Raw genomic sequence first — 18,531 nt, 5'->3', positions numbered from 1 at the left:
TCGTCCGCCCGATAGGCGGTTCTTCGCCGCAGGGCAGGCGTGAACGGCGTTTTGCGACGTCAGACGTTGGCCGCGACACGGTGGTGCGACAGGTGGGTGAGGATGGCCTGGTTGGCCTCCCAGCCGTCGGGGAATTTCACGGGAACGCCCAAGTGCACGGGTTCGGCGGAGGGATGGGCGTCGAGGAGTTCTGGGATGCCGGCGCGTCCGACGAGGATGCAGGCGTGACGGTGACGGGAGGCGAGGACGCAGAGACGTCCCGCTTCGAGGTGGAACGCACTGGCGTCCCGGCGGCCGGACAGTGGGTGCAGGACCACGGTGACGTCGTATTCGCGGCCTTGCAGGCGGTTGGCGGTGTCGACGGTGACTGTCTCGGCCGGGGTGCCGCGCAGTGCGGTGCGCACGGCATCGGCCTGGTCGCGGTGGGCGGTGCCGACGGCGACTCGTTCGGCGGTCACCGGGCGGGAGCCTTGTTCGGAGTGGGCGGTCGCGCCGCGTTCGAGCAGGCGGCAGGTGATCTCGGCGATCGCGCGGACGGCTTCGCTGTCGGTGCGCAGGGTGTGCCGGGCGGGCAGTTCGTACCAGCCCCAACCGTGTTCGGCCGCTTCATCGAGCACGTCATCGATCGGACCTCGCAAACCGGCTGCCGCGAATTCCATTCGGCGATCGTGGATGCCGGTTCCCGCTCGGAATTCGTTGAAGGGGTAGAACGCCTTCGAGACCACCGGCGCCGCAGTCGCGGACAGCCGCCAGGACACGGGCAGGCTGTGCACGGGGATGTCGTCGTTGTTCGCGAGCATCACTGTGACCGCACTCATCGTGGGATCCCAGTCCAGGCCCGCCCACCGACCGACCTCGACGGTCGCGAACGGATCGAGCTGACCGGGGTCACCGACGAACAGTCCGTGGTCGAAGCGATTCGCGATGCGCAGCAACATGTCCGACCGCATTTGATACGCCTCGTCGACGATCGCGTGCGGCCAGCGACCGTCGTCGATTGTCGCCCATTTGGCGGCGGTGCCGATGAGAATGGTGCTCTCGGTGAGGTCCGTGACCTTCTGTCCGACGGTCACGTTGGGCCGATCGATGCGTTCCGGCTTGAGATAGCCGGTGCGGGAAAGCCTTCCGATACGCAATGCCGGATCGGCGGTGGCGAGGCGGTCGATGAGGTCGTCGACCTGCTCGTTGGTCTGGGCTACGACGATGTGCTGCCCACCGGATTCGGCGAGCTGTCGCGCCGCACGCACCACGAGCGTGGATTTGCCCGCGCCGGGCGGTGAGTCGACCACGACGGCGCGGTGCGAGGTGTCGGCGAGGTCGGTGAGGATGCCGTCGACGGCCGCATCCGCTGTTCGCATCACAGTTCCTCGAGGGGTTCGGAGTCCGGCGTCCACTCCGGCGGCGGACCGCCGTGCGTCCACGGAGTGTCTTCGCGGGCGGGAAGCTTCGCGGGCGGCCCGCCACTACCGATCTTGAAACCGGCGAAGCGGACGATGGCGCCGAGGTCGGGGACGGTCCCTGGACGGGCGGCCTTCCCGGTGCCCATCCCGCCGGACAACTCCAGCACGATGTAGTCGTGATCGCCCTCCACCGGCAACACCGTTCCCGTTTGGCTGGGATTGTCGACATTGCAGAACTCGTCGCCCTCGACCGCGATGATCGGATCGGCGGTGCGCACCTGAAGAATCGGTCGCAGCAGGGGACGGTTCTTCTCACTCATCACCACACGGGCCGGATCGACACCGATCACGGTCCCCACGAAAGCCGTTCCGGTCAAACGGTGTTCGAGCATAATCCGCGGATCGTCGAACGCCTTTTCCGCCTCGTACTTCTCGAGTGCTCGCTCGCGGGCGAGCAACTTCCGCACGGCCGACACCGCCGAATCCCGCCGCGCTTGCGGCACACCTTCGGACACCGATCCGGCGAAGTAGGAGAACGACCCGACGTCCTCGTTCCACCGCCGGGCGACTCGCGCACCAGCCGGGAGTTCACGCAGTAGCGCGAGCCCCTGCCACATGAGCTGCCAGGTCGGCTCGACCTGGGCGTGCAGCGCACGCTCGACGCGTCGTGCCGCAGCGGATTTCGTCGCGTCGTCCTCGGCCGCGTCGTAGGCGGCGATGAGCGGCGCGAGCTCTTCGTTGTCGAAGCCGGGGTCGGTCGCGGGACCGGCAGGCGGCACCGACAGCGGGTCTTCCGCCCGCGCAGCGGCTTCGGCGCCGGTGCTGCCGGGCGGGGGAGCGATCCACCCGAGCAACGCGGCGAGGTTCGCATCCTCGAGGGCGGATTGGCCGGTCGCCCAGTGCGCCGACAGCGCCGAAGTGAGGGGAACCAGCGTGCTGGAGCCGGGATGCTCGGCGCGATCGCAGAACCAGGTGAGCCAACGGCCGAGCAGCGGAATCGATGCTGGGACAGGGTTATCGCCGTCGGTTCGATGAAAACGCACCGAGCGGCCGAGCAGTTTCAGGAACCCTACCCCGCCCGAGTTCGGCACCCACAGCTGAGGTGCGTCGAGGCACCGCTCGTAGGTTTCGCCCGACTTGGTGGTCAGCTCCTCGGTGTTCTCGGCGTAGGTCGCGAGGTATGGGAGCACGATCTCGGCGAGTTCGGCGAGGAAACCCAAGCGCAGCAACCGGTCTCGTGGCTGCGGCACTATCAGCAGTACCGGTGCGGCGGGATCGGTGCCCACCATGATCGCCAGCGGTGCGGCGGCCTCGCCCGCCAGCTTCAGCGGAACCAGGACGAGCGGATTGTCCGAAATGTGGGTGTGGCGCACGTCGGCGATCGGCTGGGCGCGGCCCGCGCGTACCGCGTGCAAGCGAGCGAGGGCGGTCAGGACACTCATTTCCGCGGCTCACCGTCGCCGAGCGTCGGCATGCGTGTCGCGCACCGGCGAGCGATGCACTTGCTCATGCGCCGCTTCCTGATCGGTTCGCCCCTGCCTGCACGTCGCCGACACTCAGTTCCGGCATGTGCGTTGGCACATTGATTCGCTCACTCCGTTTGCTCATCCCGCGATCTCCAGCCGAAGCCGGTCGGCTTCCCTCAGCATCCGGGTGATGTCGGCGAACTCGGGCCCGAGGTCGCGCGAACCGTTCGCGACGGCGAGCACGGTATCGATGTCGTCCAGGCCGCCGAGATCGTCGCAGACACCGCGGCCGAGTACGTCCACCGAGCCGTTCGCCCGCGCGGCGTCGCGGCACGCGAAAGCCAGCTCACACGACGACATACATTCGGGGGCGTAGCGGGCGGGAATATCGGCGATCGTTTTCGCCAGGTGCTCACTGGGCGCGAACGACGCTCCCTCCGAGAGGGTTTCGATCAGCTCGCTGATGGACGTCAGCCGCGACAGCTGACGCGAGATGACCGCGATCTGCTTGCGCAGGTCGACCAGCTCGGCGGTGGGCCGGTTGGTGAAATCCTTGGTGCAGACCAGGATCGCATTGTGCGACACCAGGTCCGGTGACTCGCCGATCTCGGCCATGAGTTCGCGCAGCGCGATGACGTAGACGGCGGACTGCCGCGCGGCGGCGGCGACCTGCACCGGATCGGCCTGGCCGTCGACCACCGGGAACGACTTGATCTCCACCACGTGGAAGCGACCGCCGATCTGCAAGGCGACCACGTCCGGCTCCAGATAGGCCGCGGCGCCCGCGATATCGAGCCGCAGCATCGGATGGTCGAACAGGGTGCCTTCGCCGGAGTTGATCGCGTGGGCGAGCAGCTGACGGGTCCGCTTGTAGCGCACGGCATTACCCGCGTTGTCGCCGACAGAGTTCAGATCGTGATAGCCGACCTCGGGAATCGGGAGGTTCAGCTTGTCGCGCAGCAACGCGAGCAGCTCCGCGCAGCCGTTCTCCTTCACCATCACCTCGAACGCGTTACCGCGCGTGATCGCGAACTGCGACTGACCGAATCGGGGTGGAAAGCCCAGCTCCCTGGCGATGGCGGCCTTGTCGGCCGCTGCCGCGTCCAGCAGTGCGCGCCGCGCGCAGCCGGGGTTCGCCGTCAACGCCGCGATGGTGCGGGCGTTGTGGCGGCACGCCGGCGCTGCACCGCGCAGTTCGTCCAGCCGTGCCGAAAGTGTGTTCATCCCACCTCGTTTCGTCTTCTATTGGCCACGCCGAGCCGGACACCGAACAACCGGGCGGCCTCGTCGAGCTGCTGATTCGCGCGTCGCGCGGCATCGGCGCGGCGGCGCGTGTCCTCCTCGCGGTGGACCTCGAGTTCTCTGGTGGCGGCGTCGATCACCGCCGCATGGTCGATCGTGTCCGGCGAACCCTGCACGCCGGGAACGGTAACCGCCAGCTTCCACAACACCCGCCGTGCACCGGCGCCGCAGTCGGGCTGTGCGGCGATGTGTTCGGCGAGCCGGATTGCCACGCTGAGCAGATCCACGCGCGGGCTGAGTGGCCCGATCATCCGCTGCGCCAACGGCCAAGAGCTCACCGCCATCAGCCCGCGCGCCGGGGCGAGATGATCGGCGGTGAGTGCCGCGCAGATGTAGTACGGGCGCGTGAACGGCGAAGCGCGGAACGAGCGCTCCTCGTCGCGGCGAAGGCTGGTCAGCCGAGCGGGAGCGACGACGCCGGAGAAGAACGATTCATGGACCGCGAGAACCAGTTTCGGCGACGCGGGCACTCCGAGCAGTGTGAGTGCGCGGTGGACGTGCTCGCGGATCGGCATCGCGGTCGCTTCCGTTCGTTCCACGGACTCCTCGATTTGCGGCGCTTCGGCACCCAAAACGGTTGAGTCCCAAGCATCCTCGGTCCGCCGCAACTCGGCTCGAAGTTGACGGGCGGTCGCGCGATCCCCAGCGGTCACCGCTTGCCGCACCTCGGCGCGCAGTTCGGCGATGCGCGCCTCCAGCTTCTCGGCGGCGTCGGTCATGGCGCGAGCGTATCCATATCTTCCAGTGAAATCCAGTAACTTCCAGCATTTGCCCGATGGTGGAACTCGGTGACTGCGGAAGGATGCCCGCACCGTATCCGCAGGGGCCGACAACTTTGTTTCTCCGGTGTGCGCGGAGTTCGCCGTCGGGGGAGGGGTGCCCGCGCCGAAGCGGGCACCCCTGTCGTTCACTCGCAGCCGATGCCGTTGCCGTCGCGATCGAGGCCGTACTCATCGGGACCGATGACCTGGACGCGACCGGTGTAGACGGGACCGTTGCCGCTGCCGCCTTCGCAGTCCACGTCGCTGACGATGGGCAGGCAGGGGATGTAGGAGTCGTGGCAGTTGGACGGTTCGGCGGTGGCCGTCTGCGGGGTTGCGAGAGCGAAGCCGAAGGCGGCGATCGCGGCGGAAGCGAGGGTGACGATGTACTTCATTGTTCTCCATCCAGTTGTGTTGCGGTCGAGAGTTTGCCACGTATCTGCCCACGGATCATGCAGTACCGGGCGGTAATTCACCCCGAACCATCGAGCGAATCGATGTGCTTGTGAACGCCGACGTGATGGCCTCGAATCGCGGACAAACAGCGCCTCCCCCCGACGGGAACAACACCGCACCGGCCCGTTCGCTGCACCAGCCAACTTTCTGCGGTTTCGACGGGATCTGGTAGGGCGCGCATCAGTCACCACCATGCCTGCCGGGCTCAGCACAGGCGGTGACCTGGCGGGCTAGGGCGATCACCGAAGTCCGCGACGGTGTCGTCCTCACGGTCACCGGCTCCGACACCCATTACCACCAGTCGGGTGATCGGTCATCGGAAGCCACACCCGCTGATCGGATTCCAGGATCCGAACCCCGCGTTCTTCGAGCTGGGTCAGCATGTTCGCGCCGAGTTTGCCGCCCCACGCCGGACCAACCGGGAAACCCATTCCCGTTGCGGCCGTGGGTAGCTCACGATCGGTATCGCCGCCCACCGGGTCTGCCTCCTCGAGGACGGCATGCCTTGAGCGCCGAGCCCGGCGGGCATCGTCACCGCGCCCAGGGCGATGAGCGACACTCGCCCGTAGATGCACGGACACCGCCAACCCCAACTCGCGATACACATACGCCACTTCCTGAGCGGAATGGCAACGCTCGAACATCACCGCGCCTCCCTGTGACGCCCCTCGACTCTGGCGCAACCCGTACACGCGATCTGTAGCCGCGGCGTTTCGACTCCGGCAATTGGGCGTCAGCGCGGCCAGCTTTCGCCGCGGCGCTGAACGCGATGATGGACAGCAGCCAGCCGGGCGGATGCGGCTGAACTTTGAGATGGCCGTCCTGTCGGTAGAGGACAGCGAGTGTGGTCATGCGTGCTCCTGGACTATTCGATATTGGAATAGAGACGGCGTGGGTTGTGGCGTACGGTCGGCGCGCGCCAGTCGGCGTGCACTGGATCGAGAGGAGAATGCTGTGAGCGCGACAGCGACCGAGCGGCACAAGCTGGTCGGGGACGTACACCTGGTGCTGGTCGACGAGCAGGGGCGGTACCTATTCGGGCGCCGGGCCAACACGGGATACGAGGACGGGGCCTGGCACTTACCGTCAGGTCACCTAGAGTCCGACGAATCGATCGTCGACGCGCTCGTCCGTGAGGCCGCTGAGGAGATCGGGGTGGTGATCGCTACCGAAGACGTGCGATTCGCGCATGTGATGCACAACTCCAGCTCCGGCGGCCGGGCAGCATTCTTCTTCATGGTCAGCACCTGGGCCGGCACTCCAATCAACCAGGAACCGGACAAGTGCGATGCGCTGGGATGGTTCGCGCCCGCCGAGCTGCCCGATCGGATGATCGGGTACTGCCGGGCGGCGCTGAGTTCGATCGCTGTTGGCGAACCTTTTTCGGTATACGGCTGGTAGGCGGGCGGGTGCCGACCGTGGCACCCGATACCCGTGTCCGACGCTGAGCTAGAGGACCATCCAATCGATGAGCTGGTCGATCACCTCTCGCATCCGTTCGCGCGACATCCGCTTGTTTCGCGAATCATCGTCCGATTCCTCGGCGGCGCCGTACTGCCACCAGGCCGCGCCGGTTGCCGCGTCCATCACGAGGAATCGGTCAGCCACCGCTGGCCTGCGCACCACCAACGACACCGTTCCGGGGTCGGCGACAACGGCGTGGATGGCCTTGTGGCTCAAGGTGTAGGACGAGCCGACGGTCTCCTCGCGAATCTGCACTGCGTGCAGTGTTCCGGGGTGGAGCGAGGAGTCGAGTTCGGCGTCTCTTCGTAGAGCCGGTGAAGGTATCGGTTTCGCAGGATGCGGCTGGACTCTCGAGTTCGTTGAGGGCGCCGACCTACCGGGAGACCAACCACGACAGGTGGCACCGCAGCCGAGCGCGTTCTCGTCTCAACGGCCAGTGGGTTCTCCCCGTCGGCGGTCAGTTGTTCTTCCGGTGATGTGTCGCGGCCACTGATCAATCCCGGCACGACCGGCACACGCTGTGCACACCGGCGCGCGGACCTCCCGTGATTTCCTCCCTGAACCGAAGACTCCCGCACTTGCAGCGCTCCGCGTGTTCCCCGGTGCCCGGCACCCCGGAAATGGTTCGCCGCAACAGTTGGCGATGGACCCCGTCGGCTAGCGCAGGAAGGTCGGTGCGCAGAACCGGGCCGGTGTCGCGGCCGAGTATCGGCCCGGTCGCCGACCACACCACCGAGTCGACCACGACGCATGATTCCCGCACCGGACGCAGCGGGTGCAACGTGGTGTGGTGGTTTCGAAGTGGTGTTTCGACAAGCGATTCGCTGCCCCGGTCGTCGGGTTTGTACCAGATCGCTATCTTCACTTCTTCCGCTGTGGCGAGCAGAGTTTCGACAATGCGACGGGTGAACGGTCCGTCGGTGGCTGCAGTGAAGATGTCGATGCTGCTGGTCGCCCGGGCAAGATCATCGAGCAGGCGAACCAAGTCCGACTCCAGCTCGGCTGGCCCAGCGGCAGAAGCGACCTGTCGCCACTTGCGCACCTCGGCGTATTCGGTCAAGTGGGTGAGGAATTCGTGTACCGGAGTTTGCGGCGGGCAATTCTGGCGCAGGAAGAACATGTCGGCCAGCAAGATCGCTTGTTCGCGGGCACGACTCATCGCCACATTGAGCAGGCGAACACCCTCGCTGCCCATATGTGTTTCGGTGAACCAGCGGTGTGGTGCGAACGAACTGCCTGTGCTGTCGACCGCGTCATAGACGACTACGTCGGATTCGCCGCCCTGGAATCGGTGCACCGTCGATGCCAGAAGGCGTGGATCCTTGGCGGGAGCGAGACTCTGCAACAGGCTGGCTTGAGGCGCGAAGGGACTGATCAGACCGACGCTTGCCGGTTCGCTGGCATCGCGGCTCGCTTGCGCGATCGCGTTCGCGGCAAGTTGTGCGTGCATCAGGTTGTAGCGGGACGCGCTGCCACCTCGGCGAGCGACCGGAGCGAGTAGCCCGGTTGTGTCGACGACGACCAGCTGCGGCTGGTCGGCCGGGATCGTGCGTGCGGACCGTTTGTGCACGCTGGGAGCGGTGCGGAGCCCCGCTTCGGGGTAGAACGCCTCACCGATCGCGTCGCCGATTTGCCGCCGCATGCGGTGCTGTTGATTCAGTGCCACCAGATTCGCGGGCGGTCGACCGGCTCGTACTGCGTCCGCCATGCCCGACTTCTCGAAGACGCTGAGTCCCAACCATTCCCGAGCCTCGGACGTCGTGGCTTGCACGATCGGCGGGAGTTGGCGAAAGTCTCCGGCGATCACCGTATGCCCTTCGCCGGCTCCGGCGACAAGCATAGCCATCGCCGCGGTCACCATGCTGGCCTCATCGATCACGACGGTGTCGAAGTGCTTGCGGTGCAGGTCACGCAGCAGTGCCTGATGGGTGGTGCAGGCGATCAGTTTGGCGTCGCGTATCACCTGATCGCGGAGATCCTGAACCAGTCTCTCGAGGCCCTGCCGGAACTCCGACAAATCAGCGATCTTGCGCGCCAACGCCTGGATCTCAACGGATTTTCCGTCCACGGTGTGAGCGCGCTCACGCAACTCGGTCAGCGATGCTCGCACCTCGACCAGGCGACGCGCGGGCTCCGCTCCGGCCGCGGCGGAGATCTCGTCGAGCACCACCGGCGCACGGAGACCGAGCAGCGCCGGATCGTCGGTGACGCCGATCCGCGCCAGCTCGCCGACGGCGAAACCAGGACTACGAGACAGCAGCGCCTTCAACGCGACATCCACGGCGGCGTTAGTGGGTGCGGTCAACAGCACAGACTTCCCAGCGTCGAGAAGTTCCCCGAGCAGCGCCGCCAGTGTCGTCGTTTTGCCTGTGCCCGGCGGCCCCCACAGCCAGGTAATGCGCGGTTGCAGCCCGTGCGCAACCGCGAGTTGCTGACTTTCGTTCAGGCCGGCGACGGGGTGCGGCGCGATCGGCGGCACCGAGTCGAGCAGGCCGCCGGGTCCGACAGGGCTCAACGCGGCAGCAGTATGGAAACCAGGTGCGCCGTTGCCCGCGAGCTCGTTCAGCGCGGTGACTTGCCGGGAGACCAGCCAGGACAGGTCGCATCGTAGCCGAGCGCGTTGCCGAAAGATGGTGTCGGCAGGTAATTTCAGCGTTATCTCGGGCCCGTATTGGGTGAGCACCTCGGCTTCGACCGCCTCACCGCGTGGTACGGCGCCCTCTTCGGAGACGAGAGTGGCGATGAGACCTTCGCGGACATTGTCGCCGCTTTGGATCTCGTAGCGAACGATCATCCGCGTCGGCGCTTGTTCGATGAGTTCACCTGCCACCAGCGGGATTTCCTGCTGTGACCGGTGGCTGGTGACCGCGTGAAGCTCATGGATCAGAGCTGTCCTCGCTGTCGCGGCTACCGTCGGCCAACTCGGATCGACGGGGTGTCGCGGGGGCTCGGATTCGTCGGACGGACGGAGCACACTGTCGCGTAGGGTCTCGAGCTCACGACGCCGGTCGATGCTGAGCGCTCGGGTCCGCTGTTCCCGCAGTCGTCGTGCGGTATGTCGTGCCGGTTGTGGAGCTTCCGACGTGACGACCGTACCGGGGGCCAACCATTTCCCCGTCGAGCTATCGAAATCCGCGAGGCGATATTCCGTGCAGAGAAGGTACAATTCGCTACTGTCGATACGCAATCCTCGTCCTGCGAGGTCTGCGATGAATTGCTCCGTCGTCAAGGGCCCGCTCGCGATAACCGATTGGATCGCTTGCTGTTTGCGACCGGTTCGGGATTTTGCCACGTGGAACTCCAAAGTTCGGAACATTCGAAGTCGATCTTGCCAGGCAGTTGCAGAGCTCGCGGCCGAATGACTACACCGCACAGCCGCGAAGAGCCACAGGCGCACACGCGGTTGTGAGTCGCCTGAGGCTCCCCGACTGGCCTGTACCTGGTCGGTGCGCACCCTCGTCGTCGCCTACCACACCTTGACATGAAGCTGGCGCAAAGAATCCATCGACTCTGCGGTTTTGGCGCACTACGCCCGCCAGAGCGTTGTTGACGGTGATATCGGTGGCCGACATCAGTAAGACGCGAGGGGCGCCTGCGTCATGGCGGGCGCCCCTTTCGTTCACTCGCAGCCGATGCCGTTGCCGTCGCGATCGAGCCCGTACTCGTCGGGCCCGATGACTCGGACGCGGCCGGTGTAGACGGGACCGTTGCCGCCGCGGGCAGTTCTCCGCGATCTCGATCTATCGGACGCCTATCTCGCGATGGCTGATCTCGACGGCGTAAAACCTCGCGGGAGCGACCTCGACCGGACCACGTTGCTCGGTACAAGCCGCGAAACGCGGACCTGTTCGGTGCCTACCTCCACAAGACCGAGGCTGACGGGTGTGAAGGAGAAGGCGTAGACCACCTATTCCGGGCCAGCTTCGTGAAATCCGCCCTGCGCCAGCGATCTGCGTGCGTGTGGGCTGAGCTGAACCAACCTTCGGCAGGCTGATCTTCGTGGTGCGGAACTCCGATGATGCCATTTCGGTCCGATGGACACCCGCATGAGTGAAGCGCAGCTGTCGATGCCAAAGTCGCTGATGCCCGCGGTGAGGTGCGCTGCCCGGTGCTGGTCGACGGTTGACTCCTTGCGGGTCCGCAATTGAAGGAGTGGTTTGCCGCCATGGGTGCCCCCTACGTAGGCGTGGCGGGGTGACAGCTCCCCTGAACGCGCACCAGGGCTTCGGCGAGCCGGTCGATCGCCGCGCCGAGTGTTTTCTGTGTGCAGAGTCGCGGTGGGATCCGGGACGGGTCAATCATTGGCCGCCTAGACGTCCACCGTGAAAACGAATTTCACTCTGCTATAGCGATTTCACCTGGCGAATTGGAGAGGTGGTGCCGACGCAGCAGCTCCAGTTGGTGGGCGAGCCGCGTCAGCGGGCGACGCCGACGCGATGGCCGCGCGGGCGTATTCAGGACACCCTCATCGCGGTCGGCCATGCCGACGAGAACTTCGCCAATCCACGCCCGTCAAGGTTGCCGAAACGCTATCTACCGGCTGCCCACCGAACAGATCGTCGCCAGAGTCGCCAAGCCCGGCCAGCAACAATCGCCTAGCACTGCAACTCCGCTCGAGTGGTTCGGTGCTGGTACACGTGTCCGGCGGAGTTCCGTCCAGCTGAACTATTTGCCGTGGCCCGCGCGGGTCGGTCTGTTGGCGAGCTGGTTTCGTGTCGAGGCGGCCGCGAGCGCTGCTCGATCGGTCATCGTCCACCATCCCTGCGCGGTTGCGGCGCTGCTGCGTATCAGTCGGCGCGGATCCTTATTATTCCGTTAGGCCCTGCTGAACATCACCGAAAGTGCTCCCATGCAGTTCGACCATCTGGATTCGCTGCGTAGGCACCACCCCGCATGGCGCCTGCTTCGCGCAGACAACGCCCCGCTGGTGCTGTCGTTCCTGGGTACGGTCTTCGTGGATGACAATGTCCGCGCGATCTCGGCGACGGAATTGGCGAGCAGGCTGGACGACGAGCTGTATGCGCTGAACGAACAGCTCGGCGCGGGCACCTTCCCAAAATCACCCATGAGCTACCTCAACGACTGGTCGACACCGGAGGCTGGTTGGTTGCGAAAGTACTATCCGCCTGGTTCCGACGAGGTCCACTTCGACGCGACCCCGGCCGTCGAGAAGGCACTGGCGTGGGTGAAGACTCTGCAAGACCGCGCATTTGTCGGCACTGAGTCACGATTGAACACACTGTTCGAACTGTTGCGGCAGATGGCGTTCGGTGCGGAGGCCGACCCCGAGGTGCGGTTGGCGGAGCTGCGGCGGCGTCGCGCCGCCATCGACGCGGAGATCGATGCGGTCAACGAGGGCCGTTTCGCGCTGCTGGATTCGGCCGCGCTGCGCGACCGATACCAGCAGTTCACCGCGACCGCCGGGGAACTACTCGCCGATTTCCGCGAGGTGGAGGCCAACTTCCGCCAGCTCGACCGGGATTTGCGCGAACAGATCGCGACATGGGCAGGTTCCAAAGGGGCACTTCTCGACGACATGCTGGGCAGTAGGAATGCGATCGCCGATTCTGATCAGGGCCGCAGCTTCCAGGCGTTCTACGACTTCCTGCTCTCGCACGACAGGCAGGTCGAATTCACCGAGATGCTGGCCAAGGTGCAGGACCTGGAGGCCATCGGCGAACCGGACCCACGGATGCGACGTATCCACCACGACTGGCTGGACGCGGGCAGCCGGACCCAGTCGACTGTCCGGCTACTCTCCGAGCAGCTGCGCCGGTTCCTCGATGACCAGGTGTGGCTGGAGAACCGCCGGGTGATGGATATTCTGCGCAGCATCGAATCGAACGCCTTGCGGCTGCGCGAGGTTCGCGAGCCCACGGTGGACTTCGAGATCGACCTGACCGCCCCGTTGATCGTCTTGCCGATGGAGCGTCCGCTGTACCGGCCGCGAGACACCCAGCTGTTGGACAGCGCGGGAATCGCCGACGCGTCCGAGAGTGTGGACGCGGATCTGCTTTTCCAGCAGGTGTTCGTCGATCCGGCGCGACTAGCCGACAACGTGCGCGGTGCGCTGCGCAGCCGGGCGCAAATCGGGCTTGTGAATCTACTCGAGGAATGCCCGCTCGAGCAAGGTCTGGCGGAATTGGTCACCTACTTCTCGTTGACCGATCCGGCCTTCGACGTCATATTCGACGAGGCGAACCGCCAGCGCGTGCAGTGGTGTGATGAGGCGGGCGCCGAACGCAGCGCCGAGATCCCGCGGGTCACCTTCGCCCGCAGCACAGGGAAAGAGGTGTGATGTCGGCCGAGCCGGATCTCTCGCTGGTGGTCGTTCAGCTGATGAAGGGGGTGCTGTATCGCGAAACCCATGACAAGCAGTGGCGGCACCTGCTGGCGTTGCAGACACAGGTCCGCGACTACGTGCGGGTTATCGGGCTGACGGTGATCATCGACGAGTCCGAAGGCTACGCGTACCTGCGTTCGCGCCCAGAGGATGATGATTCTCCCGCCGTACCGAGGCTAATCCCGCGCCGAGCACTGTCGTTCCACGTGAGCCTCTTGCTGGCGCTGTTGCGTAAGAAGCTGGCCGAACACGATGCGAAAGACGGTGATGTGCGGGTGATACTCACTCGCGAGCAGATCGTGGAGATGGTGCGGCTGTTCCGGCCGGAGAGTAGCAACGAAGCAAGGCTTGTCGAGCAGATCGATGCCCAGTTGAACAAGGTGATCGAGCTGGGATTTCTGCGTCGACTCAACGGTCCGGGCGATCAGCAGGTCTTCGAAGTGCGGCGGATTCTGAAGGCATTCGTTGACGGACAGTGGCTTTCGGAGTTCGATCAACGCCTGGCCGAATATGCCGACACCCTGGCGGGAGGAGAGGGCCGGTGATCGAATCACTGGATGCGCCCGAGCCCGGATTTCGGCTCGACCGGCTCGAGGTTTACAACTGGGGTACCTTCGATCAGCGGGTGTGGGCATTCGAACAGCGCGGTCACAACGGCCTGCTGACCGGTGACATCGGTTCTGGCAAGTCGACGGTGGTGGACGCCCTCACTACCTTGCTGGTACCCGCGCACCGCATTTCCTACAACAAGGCCGCGGGTGCGGAGACCAGGGAACGCGACCTGCGTTCCTATGTGCTCGGGTACTACAAGTCCGAACGCAACGAAACCACCGGCGCCAGTAGGCCGGTAGCGTTGCGAGATCGCCGATCGTTCTCGGTGATTCTCGGTGTGTTCGCCAATCGCGGATACGACTCGGTAGTGACTCTTGCCCAGGTCTTCTGGTTCAAGGACCAGGCGGGGCCAGGGCAGCCGGATCGGTTCTACGTCTGCGCCGACGAGGGATTGGCCATCGCCAGCGATTTCGCTGATTTCGGTGGTGACATCACCACGCTCAAGCGCCGACTGCGCAAATCCGGTGCCAACATTTGGGACGGGTTCCCGCAGTACGGCAAGGATTTCCGGCGCCGCCTCGGCATCGAATCCGAGCAGGCGATGGAGCTGTTCCATCAGACGGTCTCTATGAAGTCGGTGGGCAATCTCAACGATTTCGTCCGCAATCACATGCTGGAGCCTTTCGACGCCCAAGCTGCCATCACGGGCCTGGTCGACCATTTCGAGGACCTGACGACGGCGCATGATGCGGTGGTCCGGGCACGCGAGCAACTTGTGCTCTTGGCGCCATTGCTGAGCGACTGCGATGAATACCGCAGGCTTGGTATGGAAATCGAGTCGCTACGTGCCCGCCGAGACGCTCTGCCCTACTATTTCGCCGACCGCAAGCGTGAACTGCTGACGGCACTGATCGACCAGCGCACCGCTAGCCTGGACGAGCTCGTCGCCGAACGGCGCCGGGCAGGGGATCTGGTGACGAGTCTACGCGGCGACCAGCGGCGGCTCGAGCTGGAGCGGGCCGGGCACGGTGGCAACCGGCTCGGCGAGATCGAGCGCGAAATCACCGATTGCGCGAAGAGCCGTGACGAACGCCAGTATCGGGCGAAGCGCTTCGGCGAACTGCTCGGTAAGGCGGGGCTGCGGCCGGTCGAGGTAGCCGAGCAGTTCACCGCGCGCATGCAGGATATCGGCGCGCAGGCGAATACAATCGAAACGCGTAAGGCTGAACAACAGAACCTGCTCACCGAGGTCGCGGTCGCTCTCCGGGATGCCGAAAAGGAGTCCGGAGAGGTCAATGCCGAATTGCGTAGTCTGCGTGAACATCCGAGCAATATTCCGGCGCAGCAACTGCGGTTGCGCCAACGGTTGTGCGCTGAGCTGGGTTTGGACGACACCGATCTTCCCTACGCGGGTGAGCTGATCCAAGTCCATGCCGAGGAGAGGATCTGGGAGGGTGCGGCGGAACGGCTCCTGCACGGTTTCGGCCTGTCCATGCTCGTTGCGGGCGAGCACTACACATCGGTATCCGATTGGATCGACACGAATCACCTCGCTGGGCGGCTCGTCTATTTCAAGGTGCCGACGACCTCCGTGCTCGAACGGCCCATCGAGACCTCCGCGCGCTCGCTCTACTCCAAACTGGAGATCAAAGATTCACCGTTCGCCGAGTGGCTGGATCGGGAGCTGCGGCACCGCGCGGACTATGAGTGTGTCGACTCGATGGCCGAATTCCGCCGCGCCAAGACTGCGGTGACCATCGCCGGTCAGATCAAAGGTGGCCGCGGCAGGCACGAGAAGGACGACCGGCACCGCATCGATGATCGCCGCAACTACGTGCTCGGCTGGAGCAACCAGAGCAAGATAGGTACCCTGCTGGCCGAAGCGACCCGACTCACAGCCGTCCTTGAAGATCTTCGAACCCAACGTGTCGAAGCCAGCGGTGCGCTGGCCGGTCTGGGAAAACTGTCCGAAGTCTTCGCGAAACTCGAGGAGTTTCACAGCTACGAGGAGATCGATTGGGTCGCGATGGTTGGCCGGATCGGTGATCTGGAGTCCGAGCGCGAACAGATCGAGAAGTCATCGGGTGAGCTGCAGCGCCTTTCCGTAATGCTGGAGACGGTCACCGCGCAACTGGAGGAAGCCGATCTCGCGGTGACCGAACTCGACAATGCCAAGGGCGCAGTCGGCAGGGAGATAGAGCAGGCCGAGGCCACGCTCGCCGACGTCGATGCCCTACTGGCGCAAGCGGAATGTCATCAGGCACGCGAACTGTTCCCCGCGGTGGCCGAAACGGCACGCCGCTATCCCGCAGACTCCATCGCCGCCTGCGACGACTCTCGTACTCGACTTACCGCGGACCTCACTCGACGCATCGACACGCTGGGCAAGGAACAGCGTGCCGCAGGTAACCGCGCGATCACCAAGATGACTGGCTTTCGCAGCCGCTACCCCTTGGAAACCGAAGAGCTCGACGACAACCTGGAATCCGCCGACGGCTACCGGGCACTGCACCACAGACTGGCCGACGACGACCTGCCACGTTTCGAGTACCAGTTCAAGACTTACTTGAATACCAATACGATTCGCGACATCGCAGGTTTCCACGCTCAATTGGACAAACAAGTGACCCTCATCAAGGAGCGCGTCGCCACCATCAACGACTCCCTATTCGGCATTCCCTACAACCCTGGCCGCTACATCCGGCTGGAGCTGCAGGCTACCGTCAACGTCGAGATCCGCGACTTCAAAACCCAACTGCGCGAATGCACCAGCGGCACCCTCGATGACAGTGACCAATATTCCGAGCAGAAGTTCCTTCAGGTGAAGGCCATCATCGAGCGGTTCCGCGGCAGGGAAGGCCAGACCGAGGTCGACCGCACCTGGACCCGGCGGGTCACCGACGTGCGCAACTGGTTCGTCTTCGCCGCCTCCGAACGGTGGCTGGAGGACGACACCGAACACGAGAACTACACCGACTCCGGCGGCAAATCCGGCGGTCAAAAGGAAAAACTCGCTTACACCATCCTCGCCGCCTCCTTGGCTTACCAGTTCAAACTCGACTGGGATGTGGAGAAATCGAAGACGTTCCGGTTCGTGGTGATCGACGAGGCATTCGGCCGCGGCTCCGACGAGTCGACCCGGTTCGCGCTCGGGTTGTTCGGCAAACTCGGCCTGCAGCTGCTGATCGTCACGCCGCTGCAGAAGATCCACGTGATCGAGCCGTTCGTGTCGTCGGTGGGATTCGTCGACAACAAGAGCGGCGCGTACTCCCGTGTACAGACCCTCACGATCGAGGAGTACCGGCAGCGCCAACTCGCGCACGCGTTGCGGGCCACCGAGCGCGGGCAGTAGCTTATGGCAGCTTGGACTACGCGTGTCGATGTGATCGCCCGGCTACGCCGACGATGGGATTCCGGCGAGCTCCTCGTCGCATTCGCCGGCGGCACAGCACTATTGCCGCTCGATGTCCCGCTGCGGGGACCAACTGCGCGAGATGTCGCTGCGGACTTCACCGCCGTGCGGGAGTGGGTACAAGGGTGGCGCGCGTCGGATGGGCTGCGCGTCGAGTATCAGGCCGTTGGCGGCAGGGTGGTCGGGGTCAACGAGCTGCCCCGCCGGGTCTGGGTCGATGACTGGAGACGGTTGTGGGCGCTGCTGGGTGTCGGGCGAGCGGTGCGCCTGTTCACCGAGCTGCTCGATGACACCCATGCGGTAGCGCCAACGCTGGCGGAGTGGATGCTCGAGAAGCCGCACGAGGTGCTTGCGCTGGCCGAGGAGTGGCGAAGGATTGTCGAGACCGTGCTGTGGATCGACAGCAAAGCCGATCCTGGTATCTACCTTCGTCAAGTCGATCTGCCCGGCGTCGATACCAAGTTCATCGAACGGCATCAGAAGGTGCTCGCACGGTTGCTGGACAGGCAGCTCGACCCCTCGAGAATCGACTTCGATTGCCCACCTGCGGATTTCATCGGGCGATACGGGTTCCGTCGTAAACCGCGGTATGTCCGGTTCCGCTGGCTGGATCCGGCGGCACGCACCGGTGGATTCACCGAACTCACCGTCCGCGCCGATGAACTCGCCGCGGCACCCCTGCCCGCCGACACAGTCCTGATCGTCGAGAACGAGACGACCTACCTGGCTTTGCCACCGGTTCCCGGAGCTGTGGCGATCTTTGGTGGCGGGTACTCGTTGACCAGACTCGATGAGGTGGGGTGGCTTGTGGATCGCAGGGTCCACTACTGGGGAGATATAGATACCCACGGGTTCGCGATACTCGACCGGTTACGTTCTACGTTTCCACACGTCGAATCGGTGTTGATGGACCGGGAAACGCTCCTGGCTCACGAAGAGCACTGGGTCCAGGAAAAGGCGCCCGTGGTCGCGAGGCTCGAGCATTTGCGTCCGGTGGAAAAGGAGCTGTATCGGGACTTGGTGGAGGACACGTTCGGTGTGGCAGTACGGTTGGAACAGGAACGGATTCGGTATGGCGTAGTGGAGGAAGTTCTTCGGTTCGACCGCAGGGTGAGACCGTAGTCATCGGCGTTGGCCGCGCGTTGCCGACACCGGGGCCGACGGACCGGCAACGACCATGGGACCTGGAGATCCCACTCGACGGATCCCGCGCCCGAACGATCGTCGCAACGGTCGGCGTCGACAACGGCACGTTCGCGCAGTTCCTCAACGATGGGTGTATCGCGGTCGGCAACGACGGTACCGCTGGCAGTCCCGATCCGAGCCCGACCACGCCCGGCCGCCAGGCCGGGCGAGAATCGGGCTCGAGTTCGGT

Annotated in this window: 13 protein-coding genes; 6 read left to right on the top strand and 7 right to left on the bottom strand. The window is 64.8% G+C overall.

Annotated elements, in window-relative coordinates; genetic code table 11:
- Positions 1–59: 59 nt before the first annotated feature.
- The 5 genes from T333_RS15750 to T333_RS15730 all read right to left on the bottom strand — a co-directional run bounded on the left by T333_RS15750 (position 60) and on the right by T333_RS15730 (position 5,324).
- Positions 60–1,358 (bottom strand): AAA domain-containing protein, encoded by a 1,299-nt coding sequence (locus tag T333_RS15750; RefSeq protein WP_496424912.1) that lies wholly within the window; start codon positions 1,356–1,358, stop codon positions 60–62.
- Positions 1,358–2,842 carry a hypothetical protein gene (locus T333_RS15745; protein WP_496424911.1) on the bottom strand — a complete coding sequence of 495 codons (1,485 nt, stop codon included), beginning with the start codon at positions 2,840–2,842 and terminating at the stop codon, positions 1,358–1,360. Before T333_RS15745 ends, T333_RS15750 begins: the two co-directional genes overlap by 1 nt.
- A gap of 162 nt (positions 2,843–3,004) precedes the next feature.
- Positions 3,005–4,090 carry a hypothetical protein gene (locus tag T333_RS15740; RefSeq protein ID WP_496424910.1) on the bottom strand — a complete coding sequence of 362 codons (1,086 nt, stop codon included), beginning with the start codon at positions 4,088–4,090 and terminating at the stop codon, positions 3,005–3,007.
- On the bottom strand, positions 4,087–4,887 hold the full coding sequence (locus T333_RS15735) for a hypothetical protein (RefSeq protein WP_496424909.1): 801 nt from the start codon (positions 4,885–4,887) through the stop codon (positions 4,087–4,089). Before T333_RS15735 ends, T333_RS15740 begins: the two co-directional genes overlap by 4 nt.
- A gap of 188 nt (positions 4,888–5,075) precedes the next feature.
- The gene (locus tag T333_RS15730) at positions 5,076–5,324 is read right to left on the bottom strand and encodes a hypothetical protein (RefSeq protein WP_355000583.1); all 249 of its coding nucleotides are present in this window, start codon (positions 5,322–5,324) and stop codon (positions 5,076–5,078) included.
- Positions 5,325–6,339: 1,015 nt separating this feature from the next.
- Between T333_RS15730 and T333_RS15725 the strand changes: the two genes are divergently transcribed.
- Positions 6,340–6,786, top strand: a complete 447-nt coding sequence (locus T333_RS15725; protein ID WP_496424908.1) for an NUDIX hydrolase — start codon at positions 6,340–6,342, stop codon at positions 6,784–6,786.
- A gap of 48 nt (positions 6,787–6,834) precedes the next feature.
- Here T333_RS15725 and T333_RS15720 read toward each other — a convergent pair whose 3' ends face one another.
- Positions 6,835–7,104, bottom strand: a complete 270-nt coding sequence (locus tag T333_RS15720; RefSeq protein WP_496424907.1) for a hypothetical protein — start codon at positions 7,102–7,104, stop codon at positions 6,835–6,837.
- Between the two features lie 238 nt (positions 7,105–7,342).
- The gene (locus T333_RS15715) at positions 7,343–10,141 is read right to left on the bottom strand and encodes a DEAD/DEAH box helicase (protein ID WP_496424906.1); all 2,799 of its coding nucleotides are present in this window, start codon (positions 10,139–10,141) and stop codon (positions 7,343–7,345) included.
- Positions 10,142–10,556: 415 nt separating this feature from the next.
- On the opposite strand from T333_RS15715, the gene T333_RS15710 reads away from it, so the two are divergent.
- The 5 genes from T333_RS15710 (at position 10,557) to T333_RS15690 (ending at position 18,278) form a co-directional block, all read left to right on the top strand.
- Positions 10,557–10,751, top strand: a complete 195-nt coding sequence (locus T333_RS15710; RefSeq protein WP_496424905.1) for a pentapeptide repeat-containing protein — start codon at positions 10,557–10,559, stop codon at positions 10,749–10,751.
- 947 nt (positions 10,752–11,698) lie between these two features.
- On the top strand, positions 11,699–13,147 hold the full coding sequence (locus T333_RS15705; RefSeq protein ID WP_496424904.1) for a DUF3375 domain-containing protein: 1,449 nt from the start codon (positions 11,699–11,701) through the stop codon (positions 13,145–13,147).
- Positions 13,147–13,737: a DUF4194 domain-containing protein gene (locus T333_RS15700; RefSeq protein ID WP_496425308.1), complete on the top strand. Its 591-nt coding sequence runs from the start codon at positions 13,147–13,149 to the stop codon at positions 13,735–13,737. Before T333_RS15705 ends, T333_RS15700 begins: the two co-directional genes overlap by 1 nt.
- Entirely contained in the window at positions 13,734–17,096 is a 3,363-nt protein-coding gene (locus tag T333_RS15695; protein WP_496424903.1) for an ATP-binding protein, read from the top strand. The genes T333_RS15700 and T333_RS15695 overlap by 4 nt, the downstream gene beginning before the upstream one ends.
- 30 nt (positions 17,097–17,126) lie before the next feature.
- A complete protein-coding gene (locus tag T333_RS15690; protein ID WP_496424902.1) occupies positions 17,127–18,278 on the top strand; it encodes a Wadjet anti-phage system protein JetD domain-containing protein in 1,152 nt (383 codons plus the stop codon).
- The last annotated feature ends 253 nt before the right edge of the window (positions 18,279–18,531 follow it).

Source organism: Nocardia sp. CNS-044, assembly GCF_059570515.1.
This window is presented reverse-complemented; position numbering and strand designations above follow the sequence as displayed.